Annotated in this window: 18 protein-coding genes, 2 pseudogenes and 1 other annotated feature; of the genes and pseudogenes, 12 read left to right on the plus strand and 8 right to left on the minus strand. The window is 47.0% G+C overall.

Annotation, left to right across the window (positions count from 1 at the left end; all coding sequences use genetic code 11):
- Positions 1-647 precede the first annotated feature (647 nt).
- A complete protein-coding gene (locus ACBP55_RS07800; protein ID WP_029194830.1) occupies positions 648-887 on the minus strand; it encodes an alpha/beta-type small acid-soluble spore protein in 240 nt (79 codons plus the stop codon).
- A 161-nt stretch (positions 888-1,048) separates the two neighbouring features.
- Between ACBP55_RS07800 and ACBP55_RS07805 the strand changes: the two genes are divergently transcribed.
- The 6 genes and pseudogenes from ACBP55_RS07805 (at position 1,049) to ilvD (ending at position 7,815) form a co-directional block, all read left to right on the plus strand.
- On the plus strand, positions 1,049-1,546 hold the full coding sequence (locus tag ACBP55_RS07805; RefSeq protein ID WP_464650779.1) for a hypothetical protein: 498 nt from the start codon (positions 1,049-1,051) through the stop codon (positions 1,544-1,546).
- Position 1,547: 1 nt separating this feature from the next.
- Positions 1,548-2,195: a ribonuclease H gene (rnhA, locus tag ACBP55_RS07810; protein ID WP_464650780.1), complete on the plus strand. Its 648-nt coding sequence runs from the start codon at positions 1,548-1,550 to the stop codon at positions 2,193-2,195.
- 153 nt (positions 2,196-2,348) lie between these two features.
- Positions 2,349-3,443: a sugar ABC transporter substrate-binding protein gene (locus tag ACBP55_RS07815; protein WP_464650781.1), complete on the plus strand. Its 1,095-nt coding sequence runs from the start codon at positions 2,349-2,351 to the stop codon at positions 3,441-3,443.
- Positions 3,444-3,513: 70 nt separating this feature from the next.
- Positions 3,514-5,022 (plus strand): sugar ABC transporter ATP-binding protein, encoded by a 1,509-nt coding sequence (locus ACBP55_RS07820; protein WP_464653261.1) that lies wholly within the window; start codon positions 3,514-3,516, stop codon positions 5,020-5,022.
- A gap of 1 nt (position 5,023) precedes the next feature.
- Positions 5,024-6,009, plus strand: a pseudogene (locus tag ACBP55_RS07825) (ABC transporter permease).
- Between the two features lie 120 nt (positions 6,010-6,129).
- Complete coding sequence (ilvD, locus tag ACBP55_RS07830) at positions 6,130-7,815, plus strand: dihydroxy-acid dehydratase (protein ID WP_464650782.1); 1,686 nt, start codon at positions 6,130-6,132, stop codon at positions 7,813-7,815.
- A gap of 382 nt (positions 7,816-8,197) precedes the next feature.
- On the opposite strand, the gene ACBP55_RS07835 is transcribed toward ilvD, so the two are convergent.
- Positions 8,198-9,223 carry a permease gene (locus ACBP55_RS07835; RefSeq protein ID WP_464650783.1) on the minus strand — a complete coding sequence of 342 codons (1,026 nt, stop codon included), beginning with the start codon at positions 9,221-9,223 and terminating at the stop codon, positions 8,198-8,200.
- A 255-nt stretch (positions 9,224-9,478) separates the two neighbouring features.
- Positions 9,479-9,744 (plus strand) — a binding site (T-box leader).
- 65 nt (positions 9,745-9,809) lie between these two features.
- Between ACBP55_RS07835 and trpS the strand changes: the two genes are divergently transcribed.
- A complete protein-coding gene (trpS, locus tag ACBP55_RS07840; protein ID WP_464650784.1) occupies positions 9,810-10,793 on the plus strand; it encodes a tryptophan--tRNA ligase in 984 nt (327 codons plus the stop codon).
- A gap of 76 nt (positions 10,794-10,869) precedes the next feature.
- Here trpS and ACBP55_RS07845 read toward each other — a convergent pair whose 3' ends face one another.
- Positions 10,870-11,052: a DUF5325 family protein gene (locus ACBP55_RS07845; RefSeq protein ID WP_029194821.1), complete on the minus strand. Its 183-nt coding sequence runs from the start codon at positions 11,050-11,052 to the stop codon at positions 10,870-10,872.
- A gap of 153 nt (positions 11,053-11,205) precedes the next feature.
- On the opposite strand from ACBP55_RS07845, the gene ACBP55_RS07850 reads away from it, so the two are divergent.
- The 4 genes from ACBP55_RS07850 to ACBP55_RS07865 all read left to right on the plus strand — a co-directional run bounded on the left by ACBP55_RS07850 (position 11,206) and on the right by ACBP55_RS07865 (position 13,623).
- Complete coding sequence (locus ACBP55_RS07850; protein WP_029194820.1) at positions 11,206-11,433, plus strand: small, acid-soluble spore protein, alpha/beta type; 228 nt, start codon at positions 11,206-11,208, stop codon at positions 11,431-11,433.
- A gap of 146 nt (positions 11,434-11,579) precedes the next feature.
- Positions 11,580-12,143: a MarR family winged helix-turn-helix transcriptional regulator gene (locus ACBP55_RS07855; RefSeq protein ID WP_464650785.1), complete on the plus strand. Its 564-nt coding sequence runs from the start codon at positions 11,580-11,582 to the stop codon at positions 12,141-12,143.
- Positions 12,144-12,250: 107 nt separating this feature from the next.
- On the plus strand, positions 12,251-12,754 hold the full coding sequence (locus ACBP55_RS07860; RefSeq protein WP_464650786.1) for a hypothetical protein: 504 nt from the start codon (positions 12,251-12,253) through the stop codon (positions 12,752-12,754).
- 2 nt (positions 12,755-12,756) lie between these two features.
- On the plus strand, positions 12,757-13,623 hold the full coding sequence (locus ACBP55_RS07865) for an SDR family oxidoreductase (RefSeq protein ID WP_464650787.1): 867 nt from the start codon (positions 12,757-12,759) through the stop codon (positions 13,621-13,623).
- Between the two features lie 171 nt (positions 13,624-13,794).
- On the opposite strand, the pseudogene ACBP55_RS07870 reads toward ACBP55_RS07865, so the two are convergent.
- Positions 13,795-14,779: pseudogene (locus ACBP55_RS07870) on the minus strand (metal-dependent hydrolase).
- Positions 14,780-14,955: 176 nt separating this feature from the next.
- On the opposite strand from ACBP55_RS07870, the gene ACBP55_RS07875 reads away from it, so the two are divergent.
- On the plus strand, positions 14,956-15,252 hold the full coding sequence (locus ACBP55_RS07875) for a hypothetical protein (RefSeq protein WP_464650788.1): 297 nt from the start codon (positions 14,956-14,958) through the stop codon (positions 15,250-15,252).
- Between the two features lie 55 nt (positions 15,253-15,307).
- On the opposite strand, the gene gerQ is transcribed toward ACBP55_RS07875, so the two are convergent.
- From gerQ to urtD, 4 genes are all read right to left on the minus strand, one after another.
- A complete protein-coding gene (gerQ, locus tag ACBP55_RS07880; RefSeq protein ID WP_464650789.1) occupies positions 15,308-15,760 on the minus strand; it encodes a spore coat protein GerQ in 453 nt (150 codons plus the stop codon).
- 168 nt (positions 15,761-15,928) lie between these two features.
- Entirely contained in the window at positions 15,929-16,615 is a 687-nt protein-coding gene (locus ACBP55_RS07885) for a response regulator transcription factor (RefSeq protein WP_464650790.1), read from the minus strand.
- A 227-nt stretch (positions 16,616-16,842) separates the two neighbouring features.
- Complete coding sequence (gene urtE, locus ACBP55_RS07890) at positions 16,843-17,538, minus strand: urea ABC transporter ATP-binding subunit UrtE (RefSeq protein WP_464650791.1); 696 nt, start codon at positions 17,536-17,538, stop codon at positions 16,843-16,845.
- On the minus strand, positions 17,531-18,322 hold the full coding sequence (gene urtD / locus ACBP55_RS07895) for an urea ABC transporter ATP-binding protein UrtD (protein WP_464650792.1): 792 nt from the start codon (positions 18,320-18,322) through the stop codon (positions 17,531-17,533). The genes urtE and urtD overlap by 8 nt, the downstream gene beginning before the upstream one ends.
- Positions 18,323-18,357 lie beyond the last annotated feature (35 nt).

The following is an 18,357-nucleotide window of genomic DNA, read 5'->3' on the forward strand; positions in this document are numbered from 1 at the left end:
GCAGGCTTTACAAATCTCTCACAGAAGGACGGAGTAAGCAGTGTAATTGACTATGAATTCCTGGTGTTTTGTTTGTATTTGTTTGTAAGGGAATAGGGAATACCGGGTGAATGAATCTATATTCTCTTTTGAATGATGTTGTAAAAAGTGCAACAATTACTGCCCAGATCCCGCCTCTCTCCCTCTGTTGTTGCATAATGTACAACAATTGAGCCCCTTAAACGCGATTTCGCAGGAAATGGGCTCGAAATGTTGTACGAACTACAACTTCAAGCTGCAAAATAGCCTTTAGGCGTGTGAATTGTTGTAGCAAATACAACATTGGTATGCCCAATAGCCCAATCTACCCTAACAAAGCTTCCCAAAGACACTTGAATCAAATTTTGGGAGGCATGCTACAAGTGGTTAGCGAGCATAGTGCATGAATCGGGTGGGCAAGCCGCATAAGCGATCATAGTGCATAAATCGGGTGGGCAAGTCGCATAAGCGAGCATATGCATTACATCTCTTGGGCGAAGCTTGCTTCACGCACAAGGACGGCGTAAGCCGGTTATTTTTATCCATTAGCATAAAAATAGAAGGGCTTCTTCCAAGTAGGTTGCTACTTAAAAGAAAGCCCTTATTAAACGTAAGTATAGGGGAAACTGTTATCTGCTGAATTTACCGGCTGCGCCGCCAGCAAGTTGCTGTTCAGCAATTTGCACGAGACGACGAGTGATGTTACCACCGATTGCTCCTGTATCACGAGAAGCCATGTAGCCGTAGTAACCGTCTTGAGGAATTTGGATGCCCAATTCTTGAGCAACTTCATATTTCAATTGGTCTAGAGCTTGTGTAGCTTGTGGAACAACTAGTTGGTTGCTGCTACGAGATTGTCCTGATGCCATCTGATATCACCTCCAGTAATGGTAGTATAATCTTTTTTAGGAATTATACTCATAACCTAAATTGGAAATTTTCACCATAATAAAAAAACCTTAAAAGCAGGAATGCACAGTCTTTGCTATAATGAGAAAACCGAATAAATGGGAGAGCGGAGGCAGGAGTTATGTTTGATATATCCATAAAGGGCTGGTCCCTAGATAAGGATTTACAAATTATTCAGGCAGATGTCCTCATGGCGGTGGACGATAGTATCATAATTGAAGAGCCTCTCTGTGTAGATGTAGGGCTTCCTGCGTTTTTGTATAGTGCCCTGCAGGATACCGCGCCGAATCGTTTTGCGCCAGCGGATCAATGGGAGCGAATGCCGTTCTTTGTATGCGGCTGCGGAGATCCGGAGTGTAGAGGTTTTTCGTTCGTTGTCCGTCATTTGGCGGATGAACAAGTGGAACTCGCATCTGTTGAAGAGCGCTCTAAAGGCACGTACCGCGAACTTGAAACGCACATGATTCCTAGCTTGGAGTACAGCGAGAAGGTTTTGGCGGTAGGCGAAGCTTATCTTGCGTTTATTAAAGATTTGGACTATCGGCCTTATTTCGGTGATACAGTGAAACTTGTGGAAGATCTTGTACATCAAATATATCAACAATTACGGAGTGAATAAGATGGCAGCAGTGAAATATTATGTGGTTTGGGTGGGGCATCAACCAGGAATCTACCGTACGTGGGCTGATTGTCAGGCGCAGACCAAAGGTTACCCGCAAGCTAGATTTAAATCGTATGAATCAGAGCTGGAAGCACGTCAGGCACTGGAAAAAGGGTGGCAGAAGTCGCTGAATTTCTCTGGAAATGGGGGGACAGCCGCGACTTCTAAGGGGAAGTCTGCTACCCCTGAGACAGCTCCGGAAGTCGACTATAACAGTATCTCTGTCGATGTTGGCTGTTCCGGGAACCCAGGCATTGTTGAATACAAAGGTGTCGACACGAAAACGGGCGAGATTATATTCTATCAAGGACCTATTTCCAAAGGGACAAATAATTTAGGTGAGTTTCTAGCTATTGTTCACGGGCTCGCTTATTTGCAGAAGCAAGGCAGTAATAAAACGATTTACACCGATTCGGTTACAGCTTTGAGCTGGATACGCAAGAAGGAGGTTTCCACTAACCTAGTTAGGGATGCTTCCACAGAAGAAATTTGGACATTAGTGGATCGGGCGCTGAAATGGCTCAAAACGAACACCTATTCCAATAAAATTGTGAAGTGGGATACGCGGAAGTGGGGAGAAATCAAGGCTGATTTCGGAAGGAAATGAGAAAAGTCGAAATTTAAGAGAAAATATCTTTAAATGTATTGACGGGAAATCCTCCCAATGCTAATATACAGTAATTCCTATTAAATTACTCGGTATAATTTTTGATAGAGTTAATAGGAAATAGAGTAAAGTATTAGATCGGGAGGGTAACTCATGAAAAGAACGAAATTAGGCGGTTTATTCATCATCTTGGCTTTAGTAGGAAGCTTGCTTGCGGCCTGCGGACAAAAAGAGAGCAGCAGCGCTTCGGCAACACCTGCAGCAAGTGCGAAGGCAATGGATGCAGCTAAAGCAGCAGATTTAAGCGGAAAGAAAATTGCACTCGTGATGCAATTCAATACAGGTACATTTTCATCTCAGTATGTAGAAGGTGTGAAGGAACAAGTAGAGAAGCTTGGCGGTAAAGTAACGGTATTCGTGGCTGATACGGATCTTGCGAAAATGTCGTCTAATCTGGATGCAGCGATTAATCAGAAATTCGATGGTATTCTCATCGATCACGGAACAGCGGAAGCGTTGGAAGCAGGCGTGAAGAAAGCACTAGAAAAGAAAATTCCAGTTGTAAGTTTCGATTCGATTCTTACTGTTCCGGGCGTTACGTCCTTAGAGCAAGGCGATCAGAAGATGGCAGAAGCCACGCTAGAGCAGCTTGCTAAGGATGCCGGAGGCAAAGGGAATATCGTGAAAGTATGGGTAGCCGGCTTTGCACCGATGGAACGCAGACAACTCGCTTACCAAGCTTTCCAAAAGAAATATCCAGACATTAAAGAAGTCGCTGCATTCGGTACAGCCAAAGATCCTGCGTTAGATACACAAACGCAAATGGAAGCGATTCTGAAGAAATACCCGAACAAAGGTGATATCACGGCGGTATGGACAGCTTGGGATGAGTTCGCGAAAGGCGCGTCTCGTGCGATTCAACAAGCAGGTCGTACAGAAATTAAAGTATACGGGATTGACTTGAGTGATGAAGACTTGCAATTGCTGCAAGATCCGAAAAGCCCATGGGTGGCATCTGCAGCGGTAGATCCGAAGGATATCGGTCGCGTGCAAGTGCGTTACCTGTATCAAAAGCTGCATGGTGACCAAACGCCTGAGAAAGTGGTATTGGAGCCTGTTTATGTATCCAGAGATCAACTGCCGAAGGACAAGCAAGTCAATACAACACAGCTTAGCGAATACGTAAAAGGCTGGGGCGGAAGCCAGCAAGGCTATACGGACTGGTTGAAAGCTGCAGAAAAAAAATAAGGTAATCCAAATAGGGTCCCATCGTCATTATGCGATGGGACTTTCAGATTAAGATGAGAGGTGAATGATGATGTCGGTAAACAACGGATCTTTGCTGCAAATGAGAGGCATCTCCAAATCGTTCCCTGGTGTGAAGGCGCTGCAGGAGGTGGATTTTGACCTGCAAAACAAAGAAATTCATGCCTTGCTTGGGGCTAATGGTGCTGGAAAGAGCACCTTGATGAAGATTTTATCCGGCGCATATACCCATGATACGGGGCAAATATCCATAAACGGCCAGTCTCTCAACATACAGACACCTAAGGAAGCAATGAACCAAGGCATCTATTGCGTCTATCAAGAAGTTGACACAGCCTTAGTAGCTGGGCTTACGGTGACCGAAAATGTGATGATGGATAAAATGGTTCAAGGTGGGGCCTGGGTCAGTTGGAGAAAACTGCATCGGGAAGCCGAAGCGATTCTAGCCAAGATCGGGGCTGCGTTCTCTGTCCGCAGCAAGGTGGACGAGCTTAGCATCTCCCAGAAGCAGCTCGTTCTTATAGCCAGAGCGATGGCGCACAAGGCCAAGATCATCATTTTCGACGAGCCGACAGCGCCGCTTAGTCTGGAGGAGTCAGAGCGGCTGTTCCAGATCATGGACAGCCTGAAGCGCGAAGGGGTGGGAATTATCTTCATCTCCCACCGCTTGCAAGAAGTGTTCCGGGTCGCTGACCGGATCACGATCATGCGCGACGGCCGCCACGTGCTCACGCAGGCGGCCGCAGATATGGACATCGCCGGAGTTATTGAGGCGATGCTGGGCAAGACCTTCACCGAGGAGTTCCCCAAAGCCGATGTTCCTATCGGCGATACCCTCCTCGAGGTGAAAGGGCTGCGCCGCGGCACCAAGGTGCGCGGCGTCAGCTTTGCCCTCCGCCGAGGTGAAATCCTCGGCGTCGTGGGGTTGGTCGGCGCCGGCAAGACGGAGCTGAGCCGGCTGATCTTCGGCGCCGACGCCGCGGACGGCGGCGAGGTGTGGCTAGCCGGGCGCAAGCTCGCGCTGCGCCAGCCGGAGGATGCCGTGCGCGCCGGCATCGCGCTCGTGCCCGAGGAGCGCCGCAAGCAAGGCGTCCTCGTGGAGGAGACCGTGAAGCACAATCTGTCGCTTCCGATATTGCGCAAGCTGAGCTCGCTGGGTTTCGTGCAGCGCGGCGCAGAGAGTGCTCACGCGGCGAAGATGGTGGAGCAGCTGGGCGTGCAGCCCAGCGATCCGAATCGCGTGGTGAAGCATCTAAGCGGCGGCAACCAGCAGAAGGTGGCCGTGGGCAAATGGCTGCCGACGAATGCCGATGTCTACATGTTTGATGAGCCGACCAAGGGGGTCGATGTTGGCGCGAAAAGCGATATTTTCCGCTTGATCGGTCAATTGGCATCGGAAGGTAAAGGCATTATTTATTTATCCTGTGAGCTGAATGAAATTATAGGAATTGCCGATCGCATTTTAGTAATGAGCTATGGTTCTGTGGTGAAGGAGCTCTCCCGCGCGGAAGCGACGCAGGATCTCATTTTAACGTATGCGAGTGCGGGGGAGGCTGAATAGCATGAAGGAAAGAAGTTTGGATTTTACGTTTAAATACGGCGCTTTGTTCATTATTGCGTTGGTGGTTATCGTCTTTTCGATCATCAATGAGAATTTTATGACGTATGACAATATCGCAGACATTCTAAGGTCGATTTCGATTGTGATGTTTGTCGCTATTGGGGTCACGTTATCGCAGATTGTAGACGGTTTTGATCTATCCGTGGGTTCGACGGTATCATTATCAACAGTGGCTGCGGCGGCTTTGATGGTGTGGTACCAACAGCCGCTCATTCTGGTCATCATCGTTCCTCTTATTATAGGAGCTGTCATCGGTCTCATAAATTCATGGCTCATCGTCAAAATTCGCATTCCGGATTTACTTGCTACTTTAGCGGTGATGTACATCATTGGCGGCGTGCAAAAAACGTATACGAAAGGCTTTTCCATCTATAATAATATGAGATTCCAAGACGGCACGGTGGCCAAAGGGAAGTTTACGCCGGAATTTCTCTGGATCGGACAAGGTAAATTACTTGGCGTACCTGTGCCTGTTATTCTTATGATTGTGGCTGTTATAGCTGTGCATGTTTTCCTGACGTACACCCGCTGGGGGCGCCAGCTCTACATTACGGGGGGAAACGGGAGGCAGCACGTCTCTCCGGGATTTCCGTTAACAAAATTCGTTTAGCGGCCTATGTGCTGTCCGGTATTTTCGCAGCATTCGGAGGTATTCTGTATGCATCTCGTGTCGGTTCAGGACAGATTGATGCCGGTGCTCCGCTTTTGATGGAAGCTGTTGCCTCAGTGTTCGTCGGGTATTCGGTGCTTGGTGCAGGGAAGCCTAATGTCATAGGGACTTTCTTTGGCGCTGTATTGATTGGCGTATTGCTCAATGGACTTACTATGTTGAATGTGCCTTATTTTGGATTTGATATTGTCAAAGGCGGAGTACTGGTGCTGGCTTTGGCCATTACTTTCGTTCATTTGAATCGACGCAAAGCCTGAAATGGCGATCTTGGTGCTGCATTGACGCGTTATCACACTAAAGAAAGAAATTTTACGAGAAGTGTGGTATGATAGATTCATTATTTTCATATATGAAATGAAATCTAGGAGGAATAAAGAATGGCACATCCAAAACAGCGCAGTGACATGATTAAAAAAGGATTCGACCGCGCTCCGCATCGCAGTTTGCTGCGTGCAGCCGGTGTTAAAGAGGAAGATTTCGGCAAGCCGTTTATTGCGGTTTGTAACTCTTATATAGACATTATTCCCGGCCACGTTCACTTGCAAGAATTTGGTAAGCTAGTGAAGGAAGCGATCCGCGAAGCGGGCGGTGTTCCTTTCGAATTCAACACCATTGGTGTTGACGATGGTATTGCGATGGGACATATTGGTATGCGTTATTCCTTGCCAAGCCGTGAGATTATTGCGGATTCCTTGGAAACGGTAGTTAATGCCCACTGGTTCGATGGCCTTATCTGTATTCCTAACTGTGATAAAATTACACCGGGTATGATCATGGGTGCCCTTCGCGTTAACATCCCTACGATGTTAGTGAGCGGTGGTCCGATGAAAGCCGGTAAAGATAAAAACGGTAAATCCATTTCCCTATCCTCCGTATTCGAAGGCGTGGGTGCTTTCCAAGCTGGTAAATTAGATGAAGCAGGCTTAGAAGAGTTAGAGCAATATGGTTGTCCGACATGCGGTTCTTGTTCCGGTATGTTCACTGCGAACTCCATGAACTGCTTGGCTGAAGGTCTTGGTCTTGCTATGCCGGGTAACGGAACAATTCTTGCTGTTGCCGAAGAGCGTAAGCAATTCGTGAAAGATTGTGCGAAACAATTGATGGTCCTCATTGAAAAAGACATCAAGCCTCGTGATATCGTTACCATCGAAGCGATCGATAACGCATTTGCGCTCGACATGGCGATGGGTGGTTCCACGAACACCGTTCTTCATACATTGGCTATCGCGGCTGAAGCGGGTATCGAGTACCCGATTTCACGCATTAACGAAGTGGCAGAACGTGTACCTCACTTAGCAAAAATCGCCCCAGCTTCTGATTATCACATTGAAGATGTGCATCTTGCTGGTGGTGTGAGTGCAATTATTAACGAGCTGCTCAAAAAGCCGGGTGCATTTGACGGTGACCGCATGACAGTTACAGCCAAAACGCTGCGTGAAAATGTTGCGGGCTGTGAAATTGTGAACCATGAAGTGCTTCGTCCAATTACGAACCCGCACAGCGAAAGAGGCGGACTTGCTGTTCTGTTCGGTAACCTCGCTCCTGAAGGGAGTATCGTTAAGGTCGGCGCGGTTGATAAATCCGTTGGCGGACGTCACGTTGGTCCAGCTATTTGCTTCAACTCTCAAGATGAAGCTTTGTACGGTATTGCGAATGGTCATGTTAAAGAAGGCCATGTTGTTGTTATCCGTTACGAAGGTCCGAAGGGTGGACCTGGAATGCCGGAAATGCTAGCTCCTACTTCCCAAATCGTAGGTATGGGTCTTGGCGCGAAGGTTGCGTTAATTACAGATGGACGTTTCTCCGGCGCATCCCGTGGTATCTCCATCGGTCATATTTCTCCAGAAGCGGTTGAGGGCGGACCTCTTGCTTTCGTACATGATGGAGACATCATTGATGTGGACATGGATGGCCGCAAAATCGAACTACAGATCAGCGACGAAGAGTTCGCGAAACGCCGTGAGAGCTGGACAGAGTTCCAACCGAAAATCCAAACCGAATATTTGGCGCGCTATACGAAGATGGTAACAAATGCTAGCGCTGGCGCTATTCTGAAGTTTTAATTTATATAAAAAAGGAGTCTCGCTGTTTGTAGCGAGCTCCTTTTTCGTTTGGGGAGAAATTTGCTTTTGAATGCTCAATTTTTGTTCACGACCAGTTTGCAAAGTAGCAAATGCAAAATGTGCAGCAAATTATGTTGTTGCATCCCATTTTGAGTAGAAGAGATGCATTTCGTACATCAAATTTTCATACTTTAGCTCAAAATGGCTAGTATTGGAGGATTTTACTGCACTTTTTACATGATGTTACCTGGAAACGTCGATTTGGCAGGGATTAGCTGTATTTTTTACATCAAACCCACAGTCGACTGCGCTCAGGGCGTTGAGCACTGTTGGAGGCGATTGCATGCTGTTATCCCTGTATGCTCAGGTCCAAAATCTCCTTTTAAGCCGTAAAGAAATGCATGATAAGCAACGAACCCGCCAGTACCGTTACAGCAACTACGATGGAGAGAGTCAGCACGAAGCGGGCTTTAAAGATGGACAGCATCATCAGCGTGCTTTTGACGTCGATCATCGGGCCGAACACAAGGAAAGCCAGCAAGGAGCCTGGAGAGAAGGATTTGGCGAAGGAAGCAGCCACGAAAGCATCGGTTGTGGAGCATAGGGAGAGCAGGTAGGCAAAGCCCATCATGAACACATGTGAAATGAAAGGCCCCTGACCGATCGCGGATAAGCTGTCTTGGGAGACGAAAGTTTGGATAAGAGCGGTCAGGAAAGCGCCCAGCATCAAGTATTTACTCATTTCGAACAGCTCGGACGTACCGTGGCTGAACATTGTCATGACGCGACCACCGCCGTGTGAGTGATTGTGGCCATGGTGGTGATCGTGATCGTGATCGTGATCGTGATCGTGATTATGGCCGTGATCGTGAGCGTGACTATGGTCGGCGTGATGTCCAGGGCTGGAACCCCCATGGTTGTGGTGGTTGTGATGGTGGGTGTTTCCCTGATATTCAACAAGATGACGTAAAGGGCTGTTCTTCAGGAAACGTGTCAACATCAGTCCTACGATGAGCGCCACGCCAAATGTAAGCCCCATTCGCGAATAGGCCATCGAAGGCTCGCCGCGGAAAGCCATGAACGTCGAGGCAAAGACGATGGGGTTCAGAATCGGACCTACTAGAATGAAGATGACGGCTATGTACACGGGCATTCCTTTGCGCATGAGCCGGCGAACGAAAGGAATCATTCCGCATTCGCAGAGCGGGAACATGATGCCAAGAACGCAGGCAAATAAAATACCTCCAAGCGGATGTCGCGGCGTCATGCGTCTAATGAACGCTTCAGGAATGAAGTTTTCAACGACTGTGGATAGAAGGACGCCCAGTAACATAAAAGGCAAAGCGTCGAGAAAGATATCCATGAAGGCTGTAAAAACGTGCTTGATTTCATATGTGACCAAACCCATAGGAGGAAGCTCTCTTGTTGTCACGATTAAGATGAGGAGAAACGCGCAAATCACGGTGGAGATTGGAAGGCTCCAGCGGTATAAAGTCGATGGCAATTCGATGACACCCCTTTGTCCGTTAATGCGTCCACGAAGGACGCGGAGTTATTTTATGCATAGAAAGGCTAGTATGATCTATCCTATGTACATGCAGGTTCAGTTAGGACAATGTCCTTGATTGACAATGAATTGTAAGGGTGTATAATTATATAAAATCAATTCGCGATGATAGGAACAAGTAAGTTTGTCATCTGTTTCTCAGAGAGCCGGTGGTTGGTGTGAACCGGTGAAACAAGCAAACCGAATGGATCCTTGAGCATGAGGCTGAACACAGTATGCAGGTTGCCGGAACCTAGGCCGGAGAACATCCTCATCTGTCCAAGTATGCCAAACGGCAGCTCCCCGTTATCAGAGCCTGAAGGTCTTGTTGAACAATTGTTCATGGACAAATTAGGGTGGTACCACGGTCTCTCGTCCCTTGCGGGGAGAGGCCTTTTTGTTGTTTTTTTAGACCATAAGATGATAAGAAATCTGGAGGGATTATCCAATGAAACGAGTATTATCCGGTATGCAATCCAGCGGACAGCTGACGATTGGCAACTATATTGGCGCACTGCGCAATTATGTGAAGCTGCAGCATTTGCATCGCTGCTATTTTATGGTCGTGGATATGCATGCCATCACGGTTCCACAGGATCCGGCTGCTCTGAAAGAGCAAACAGAGTCCATCGCTTCGCTTTATATTGCTGCGGGACTAGATGCTAGCAAAGCATCCATTTTCCTGCAGTCCCATGTTCATGCGCATGCTGAGCTCGGCTGGATTATGACGACGCTGACGCATATGGGAGAGCTGGAGCGTATGACGCAGTTCAAGGACAAATCCGAAGGCAAGGATTCAGTCGGAGCTGGTCTATTTACGTATCCATCCCTGATGGCAGCGGACATCCTGTTATACAATGCGGACCTTATTCCGGTCGGAGATGATCAGAAGCAGCATTTGGAGTTGACGCGCGACTTAGCGAACCGCTTCAACAACCGTTTTGGTGAAATGTTTGTCATGCCGCAGCCTTATATGCCTGAGGTTGGCGCGAGAATCATGTCGTTGGATGATGCATCCAAAAAGATGAGCAAAAGCAATCCAAATGCCGGCAGTTACATTGCCATGCTAGATGAGCCCGATGTCATCCGTAAGAAGCTTAGTCGAGCAGTCACAGATTCTGGCCGTGAGGTAAAGTATGATCCTCAAAACAAGCCAGAGGTTAGTAATTTAATGTCAATCTACTCACACTTTGCCGAAATGAGCTTAGTGGAGATTGAAGCCAAATACGAAGGACAAGGCTATGGTCCTTTCAAAAAGGATTTAGCTGAACATATCGTGGGCGTTCTAGAGCCGATCCAACAACGTTATCGTGAAATTCGCAGTTCAGGCGAAATTTTCGACATTTTGAAAAAAGGGGCGCAGGAAGCTGCTGAGGTAGCTGATCAAACTCTGCTTGAAGTGAAGAAGCGGATGGGCTTCGTCGTTCTGTAAAAAGCAAAAAGAGCTCAATCAGCTAGTATGGCTGTTTGAGCTCTTTCTCTTATTGACGATCGAGTTGTTTCCTTCGTTAAGACCGCGTATTCTTCTTGCGAATCTTTGCTTTAACCGCAAATCCATATCCGATAAAGCCTAAGGAGATGATGGAGCAGGCAAGAATCATCCAAGGCTGTCTAAGGGCAATGAATAAGCTGATGGAGGCGAGCAGCAGGGTGCCAACAACAGCGAAAAGAAGAGCGAGTGGTTTGCTCATGAATATGACCTACTTTCTAGAAGATTGAACAGTGTCTTCTTATTTTAAACTTTTTTGATCGCTGTGCATATAAATTCATTTCCTCCACATACTATCTTTGCAAGCTTGCAAATACATCAAAGATTATAGCTGACTGAAAGGAGTCTGATCCTTATGGCGCAAAATCGTAGCAGCAACACACTGGTAGTTCAACAAGCCACTCAAGCTTTAGATCAATTGAAATATGAGGTAGCTCAAGAACTGGGCATCCAAATTCCTCAAGATGGTTACATGGGTTATATGGCTACTCGCGATGCTGGTGCAATCGGTGGTAACATTACTCGCCGTTTGGTACAAATCGCTGAGCAAACGCTAGCCGGACAATCTGGCTTCCGCAGCTAGATAGTCTGACTTCGTCAATAGTTTTCCCAATTTAAGTAACAATAAAGCCCAGGGGCCAAACCCTCTGGGTTTTTTTCTTCGTGCGCCTCACCACAGTTGTAAAAAAATGTATTGACATCAATTTAGTTAGGTTCCATACTATATATATGACCAACGAAAATAATACAGTAAATAACATTGAAGCTATTCCCTCGCTTGCACAATCCAAGCGTCAGATTGATCGTTATAATCTAGACGTAGACGCACAGGCTGTGCTCGTCGCATCTAGGCTGATGGCAGCGGGAGCCAAGCTTGGACATGCTTCGGAGATTCATTTCTCCAGATTCGGTTTATCAACAGGGCGATATCGGTTATTAGCTGATCTTGAAGATAACGAAGGAGAAGTGTTGCCCTCGCAATTGGCGGAGCATCTAGGTATTACACGTGCTACAGTGACTGGTCTTATCGACACGCTTGAGCGAGATGGCCTCGTATTCCGGAGATCAAGTTCAGTCGATGGCCGACAGAAAGCGGTTATATTGACAGAGCAAGGAGCGAAGAAGCTCCATGAAATGGCCCACGAGCATTTTGCGCGGCTAGAAGCCATGGTGGGCTTACTCAGTATCGAGGAACGCAGCGTATTTCTCGACCTGCTCGGCCGAGTTACACAAGGTATCTCAGCGCTAACGGATGAACCAGTCGGATTAAAGGAACAAATCAGTAATGAGTAAAATGGGCTAGTGAAGCTAGCCTATTTTCACTCTTATATAGTTAGCTTCCTAATTATATGGAGGCAATTGCTGAATAATTAATAAGAAGAAAGGAAGGATGTAACTGAATGAACAAGACGGAATACCCGAATAAGACAGAACGTCTTTACGACATCAAGTCAGCTGGTTCTGGCGCAAAAACTTTTGTACTTTGGCGTGAAGTTGTAATGGCTTATGTATCTCCTGCCATTATGGCAGGTATCGGGGGATTGATCACTGCTGACAAGGGGCTCCAATTAGCTGCTTTGACCACAATCGGTGGAACATCTGCTTTGATAGCTTTGATGCTTGGCCTTTGGCTGCGCATTCGGGGAGGTCGTAAACGGTGGCTCGTCGCCGCACCTCACTTGGTTGTGGTTGGGCTGTTCGCATTGATGGGAGCCATATTGGGCCTATGCGCCGCTTGGGCGACAACTAACTTACTGGGAATTATTATTCCTATCGATAATTTGGTTTGGATCGATCGTATATGGATCGATTTCCCGTTATCCGGAGTGATTGCCAGCACGATAGTAACATGGAGGTGGCGTCTTGCCGCCAAAACTAATTTATCATTTCAAGGGAGAAGATAAAAATGATCGTTATTCTTGGAGCAACAGGTACGATAGGTAGTGCGCTTTTGAAACGTTTGGTTGATCTTGGCGTGCCCGCCAGGGCACTGAGCAGAGAGCCTGAGAAGTTAAGTGCTCAGATCGGGGATAAAGGATGGTCGACGATCGAGGTCGCATCCGCGGATGCTTCCGACCACGAATCACTGCGCCGCGCGTTTGCAGGAGCTAGCCAGCTCTTCCTCGCCATGTCCAACAGCCCAAATCAGATCGAATTGGAGACTTCGATCATTCGGATTGCTGCTGAAGCTGGCATCAAGCACATCGTAAAGATATCCAGTCCTGCCTTTGAGAGGAGCTCTCCAGTAGCAGTGGCAGGCTGGCATCAAGAAATCGAGAAAACCCTGAGCGAATCGGGTCTTACTCACACTGTATTGCGCCCCTATGCGTTCATGCAAAATTTATTGCGTCTTGTACCAACGGTCACAACCCAAAATATTTTCTTCGGCGCCATGGGCGATTCACATTGTAACTTCATTGACTGTCGCGATATCGCAGATGTTGCCGCTGAGGCTCTGACCAATCGCGAGGCAGCAGGCCAAATCTATACACTTACGGGTTCAGAGATTTTTAGCTATCCCCAGATCGCAAGTAAACTATCCGCCCTGCTTGATCGGCCGGTAAACTACATTAACTTGGAGCCCCAAGTACTACGCAATAATCTAATCGAGTACGGGCATATGCCTCCTTGGCTTGCGAGCCACGTTGTGGAAATTCAAACCATGTCTACGGTAGTGCTAGAAAGGCCCACAGACACAGTAAAGCGTTTGCTCGGTAGAGAGCCTCGCACGCTAGACGCTTTTCTGCAGGAGCATGTACAATATTTCCGGTAGAGGAGGAACAATGATCGCAACCGATTGAGTTGGAGGCGTAGGGTAAGGTAATACGAACTCGTAGCTTTCCCTACCATTGAGAGAGGGGGTTCATCGAGTAGGCCCATGCGCTGTTGCAAGGGCCTCTCGCAGAATCGCATGCGCGATTCCTTCTTGATTATCAGATTGCTTCTAATAAAGATCCACTTTTAGCTTTTTTTCAAGTCTTGTGTCATTCACCCAGCCCACATAAGAATCGAGTGTTTGGAATTTGTGATCCATCAAGACAACACCGACGAAAGGATACTGCTTGCGGTGGCGATAACGCACATCAGCCCATCTTACTTCGTAGCCCCAGCGATGTTCTTTTACTTCCGCACATGTGAAGGACGAGAAGTAGAGTAAGGCTTGGATGTCTTCGTGATTCTTGGACGCCTCGATGGCTGGGTGGTCTTCACATTTGATGGTGTCGATCCATCGAAGCTTTGAATTCTTCAGTTCACCCAACTGGAAGGTGCCGTCAGTTCTGCGTTTCACAACGTTCCACACATAGAGGTTGAATGTTACAATAAGTGTGTATTTATCCCCGGGCATATGGGTAGGGTCTTTGCGATAAAGCCCTTTTTCTACGATGTAATGGTCGAGAGAGCGCCAGATGTAATATAGGGCGATAACCCCGTACAAAGACGGGAATACTAGCTTTGGACTAGCGACATGGAAGGACCACATGAAAATAGCTGCGATGTGGCTTGAAAAGATAAAGGGATCAAAGATGTGTATAATGTTCCAAGACACCCACTTTTCAGAGAATGGCCGGAATGCTTGTGTACCATAGGTGTTGAAGCAATCTGTAAAGACGTGAAAACAAACGGCGATTCCTACCCACATACCCAGGTGCAGCAGGGGGATTCCATGGAAGAACAGAGCAAGAGCTCCAGTGATCAGCAGTGTCCATAAAAGTAAAAGCTGGCAAGGAGTGAGAGCGGCCACGGTGATTTCGAATGTAAGTGGCGTTCCCTTTAAAACGAAGCAGCCCGTCCACATCCGGAATCTGTGAGCCAATAACCGTTCCAATGAAGACCGCAGTGGTTGCCGCTGAATCCGCAGATACGCTAGGGTCAATTTGTGACAGTCCCGCTAACCCTAAACCAATAACGAGATGAGTGCCTGTGTCCAAATGGGTTTCCTCCTAAGAATTTTCCGTAGGGAAAATTTTCTTCGTAAGCATGGGCTGAGTTTTCCTTATCCTTATAAGACGACAGAATCATTTATCCTTGTAAGCATGGTCATTTTTCCGTCTTTTTATTAGTTTACCATTTTGGAGCAAAAAATAAATCAGAGGGAGATCTAAAAATGTTCAAAGTTTTTGTAGAGTATGCCATAAAACCCGTTTTTCGGGAGTCTTTTCTCATCTATATGCAGGAGTGGAAGCGGAAGGAAGGGCGATTGGAACTGTTAGAGGGAACCGATCAGGAAGGACTTTTTGTGGAAATTTGGAAGGATGTTACGTATGAGGAGTATCTTACTTTGAAACAAGAACGTTTGCATGGAACTGAAGATGCTTCACAACAAGCCCTATGGGAAGAGTGGATTGAAGGCGGGCTGCGCAAACTGCATATGTGGCATTTCACAGAAGTGACTTCTTCATGACAAAAAAGCCGCTGCTCTAATGAAAGAGCAAGCGGTTTAATTTTTGATTTAACCATTATCTCCGTGGGCCGACTCCACCTGTGTAAGGATACAAGTAATTAAGTTCCTCGTCGAATGTAATGTAATCTAGATTTACCATGAGCAATAAGTAACGCATGCCGGTAGCTGGATCGCTGATGATGATATGATCACGTCCTGCTGCCTCCAGTTTGCCTTTGAAGATTTTGGCATTCCATTGCGAATTATTCTCGTATGTCATGTAGATGGTAGCCATTTTGCCAAGGTTCAAACGGAGAATATTTTCGATATAAGATTGTTCCATGGGGAGTTGACCAGGTACATTTACACCGGTTTGCAGACCGCCAGTAGGTGTAGGTGCTCCGCTTGGAACAGGTGAATTATTGGCACCCATTCCCATTGTTGGAACGGGATAAGCCGGATAAGGATATCCGTAAGGGGCTTGCGAGGTCATGCCTTGGTTTCCGATTTTGTAAGGACTATTCATCATGTTTGTATTTCCTCCTTGAGCTTTCCTTAAGAAAGCTTTCTTCATAATAGTAATGTGAAACAGATTCTAAGTACGTGTCATTATCCATAATCATCATATTGTGCATCAGCCTATTTGGTGACTAGTTTTTGCTTAATTATCCCAAACAAAAAAAGCCCCATCGGGAGCTTACGTAAGTAGAAATTTATAACCGACACCCCAAACCGTCTTAATATATTTCGGTTCTTTGGGATCAGCTTCTATTTTTTTGCGAAGGTTTGCGATATGTACATCGATTGCACGTTCGGTTACATAGGAATCGAAACCGCGGACCCGGTTTAGAAGCTCCTCCCGGCTGTATACTCGTCCTTGATTCTGCCAAAAAAGTTTCATAATTTCAAACTCAGAGAACGTGGTCTCTATTACTTTGCTATGTACAAAAAGGCAGCGCTTCTCTAGGTCCAGATGAACGACTTGCTCGGTCGTATCGGTAGTTTGAACTGGCGGAGGAAAGGCATGTGAACGTCGCAGTAATGCTTGTATTCGTGCTGATAGTTCCCTCATTGAGAATGGTTTACATAGATAATCATCAGCACCAGTCTGCAGGCCTTTGACGCGATCGGAGACCTCATTTTTGGCAGACACCATAAGAATGGGGATGGTTGACGAATTGCGGAAGTCCGTACATAGCTGAATCCCGTCAACATCAGGCAGCATAATATCAAGCACGATGACATCAGGTTCGAAATCTCGGAATAAGACTTCGCCTTGACGGCCCGTTTCCGCACGCATGACTTGATAGCCTTCTTCGTACAAATAAATCGACATCATTTCACCAATGCTTAAATCATCTTCAATAATTAAAATCTTAGACATAAACGTTCCCCCCCTCCTTTTCCTTCAAAAGGTTCGGTGCTCGATATGCCGGACGCAACATTCGATCCTATATATGCATGTTATCATTATACATTTTGTGACGTCCAGTTTAACTTTATAATTAGTTCCTTTGTATGAAAAAAAAGAAGCTGGACGGTACTTGACGCCTAGTTTCGTAGGTCAAGTCATCCAGCTTCTTTTTATTGCGTAGGTCCGTGTAATCAAAATCATACCGTTAAATGCTTTCGTACTTGATCTTCGCTCAAATGCTCGGCATGACCTTCGGCGGCAATGGTTCCTCGGTCCAATACATAATAATAATCGGCAATGCTTGTAGCGAACTCAAGGCTTTGTTCTACCAGCAATACGGCAATTTCTCGACTGCGTTTGATGGATTCAATGATGGCTTCAATCTCCATGACGATAGAAGGCTGGATCCCCTCCATCGGCTCATCTAGCAGCAGCAGCTTGGGGCCTGGGGCCAAGGCACGGGCTATCGCTAGTTGCTGCTGCTGCCCGCCGCTGAGGTCGCCTCCTTTGCGGTGAAGCATTTGGTGAAGCACGGGGAAAGTGTCGAAGAGAGAGTCAGGGAGTTTTTTTCTACCATCTGTTGCAGCTTCTAGACCAAGCAGCAGATTTTCCTCGACAGTAAGCTGCGGGAAAATTTCGCGGCCTTGCGGCACGTAGCCGATCCCTAATTTGGCTCGTCGATCCGGAGGGAAGGACGTCATGTTCCGTTCGTTAAAATGGATCGTGCCTGACTTCGGCTGAATGAGTCCCATGATGCTTTTCATAAGTGTGGATTTCCCTACACCGTTGCGGCCCATAAGACAAACGATTTGTCCAGGTTTCACCACAAGGTTCACATGGCGTACAATCCTACTCTCACCGTAACCTGCTTCTATCTTCTGAAGGTTAAGCACCTCGCTCCACTCTCCTTCCTAGATAAACCTCAGCAACCTTATTATCACTTTGAATTTCCTGCATCGTGCCTTCCCGGAGTACGGTTCCTTCATGAAGTACGGTGACTGTTCTAGCGAATTGACGAACAAATTCCATATCATGTTCAACTACGATGATCGTTTGATTAGCCGCTATTTCGTGCAGCAGCTCACCTGTCTTCTCGGTTTCGCTATCTGTCATGCCGGCGGCAGGCTCATCCAGCAGCAGTAGATCGGGCTCCTGCATGAGCAGCATCCCGATTTCAAGCCACTGTTTCTCGCCGTGAGAAAGTGACCCTGCGCGTTCTTTGACTTTGCTCTGCAAGCCAATCATCTCGAGTCGGAGATGCAAGCGGTCCCGCTGTTCACTCGTCGTCTTGGTCCATAGTGCGCTAAGGAGGCCGCGCTGCTGTTTCATAGAAAGAGCCAAATTTTCAAAAACAGTTAAGGTTGAGAAGACAGAAGGCGCTTGGAATTTACGTCCAATGCCGAGCTGTGCAATTTGGTGTTCTTGGTGTTTGGTAAGATCAATGGATTCTTTGAAAAAAACGTGACCATGCGAAGGCTTCACTTTCCCGCAAATGACATCCAAGAGCGTTGTTTTACCTGCTCCGTTCGGTCCAATAAGAAACCGGAGCTCGCCATGTTGCAAGGAAAAGTCCAGATTGCGCAAGGCTTTAAATCCGTCAAAGCTCACTTCAAGCCCTTTAACGCTAAGGATTTGCTCGCCGGTTACAGGTTGTTGTTTCGCTAATTGTCCTGGCATTGGGATGTTCCCCCTTCAAATTTCATAACATTAAG

It is taken from the genome of Paenibacillus sp. WG02 (assembly GCF_055396115.1).

Coding starts and splice junctions, on each gene's coding strand:
- gerQ (WP_464650789.1), bottom strand. CDS start 15,760: ATGATGAATAGTCCTTACAAAATCGGAAACCAAGGCATGACCTCGCAA.
- ACBP55_RS07860 (WP_464650786.1), top strand. CDS start 12,251: ATGAACAAGACGGAATACCCGAATAAGACAGAACGTCTTTACGACATC.
- rnhA (WP_464650780.1), top strand. CDS start 1,548: ATGGCAGCAGTGAAATATTATGTGGTTTGGGTGGGGCATCAACCAGGA.
- ACBP55_RS07885 (WP_464650790.1), bottom strand. CDS start 16,615: ATGTCTAAGATTTTAATTATTGAAGATGATTTAAGCATTGGTGAAATG.
- ACBP55_RS07815 (WP_464650781.1), top strand. CDS start 2,349: ATGAAAAGAACGAAATTAGGCGGTTTATTCATCATCTTGGCTTTAGTA.
- ACBP55_RS07855 (WP_464650785.1), top strand. CDS start 11,580: ATGACCAACGAAAATAATACAGTAAATAACATTGAAGCTATTCCCTCG.
- ACBP55_RS07850 (WP_029194820.1), top strand. CDS start 11,206: ATGGCGCAAAATCGTAGCAGCAACACACTGGTAGTTCAACAAGCCACT.
- trpS (WP_464650784.1), top strand. CDS start 9,810: ATGAAACGAGTATTATCCGGTATGCAATCCAGCGGACAGCTGACGATT.
- ACBP55_RS07875 (WP_464650788.1), top strand. CDS start 14,956: ATGTTCAAAGTTTTTGTAGAGTATGCCATAAAACCCGTTTTTCGGGAG.
- ilvD (WP_464650782.1), top strand. CDS start 6,130: ATGGCACATCCAAAACAGCGCAGTGACATGATTAAAAAAGGATTCGAC.
- ACBP55_RS07845 (WP_029194821.1), bottom strand. CDS start 11,052: ATGAGCAAACCACTCGCTCTTCTTTTCGCTGTTGTTGGCACCCTGCTG.
- ACBP55_RS07820 (WP_464653261.1), top strand. CDS start 3,514: ATGTCGGTAAACAACGGATCTTTGCTGCAAATGAGAGGCATCTCCAAA.
- ACBP55_RS07835 (WP_464650783.1), bottom strand. CDS start 9,223: ATGGGTTTGGTCACATATGAAATCAAGCACGTTTTTACAGCCTTCATG.
- ACBP55_RS07805 (WP_464650779.1), top strand. CDS start 1,049: ATGTTTGATATATCCATAAAGGGCTGGTCCCTAGATAAGGATTTACAA.
- urtD (WP_464650792.1), bottom strand. CDS start 18,322: ATGCCAGGACAATTAGCGAAACAACAACCTGTAACCGGCGAGCAAATC.
- ACBP55_RS07800 (WP_029194830.1), bottom strand. CDS start 887: ATGGCATCAGGACAATCTCGTAGCAGCAACCAACTAGTTGTTCCACAA.
- ACBP55_RS07865 (WP_464650787.1), top strand. CDS start 12,757: ATGATCGTTATTCTTGGAGCAACAGGTACGATAGGTAGTGCGCTTTTG.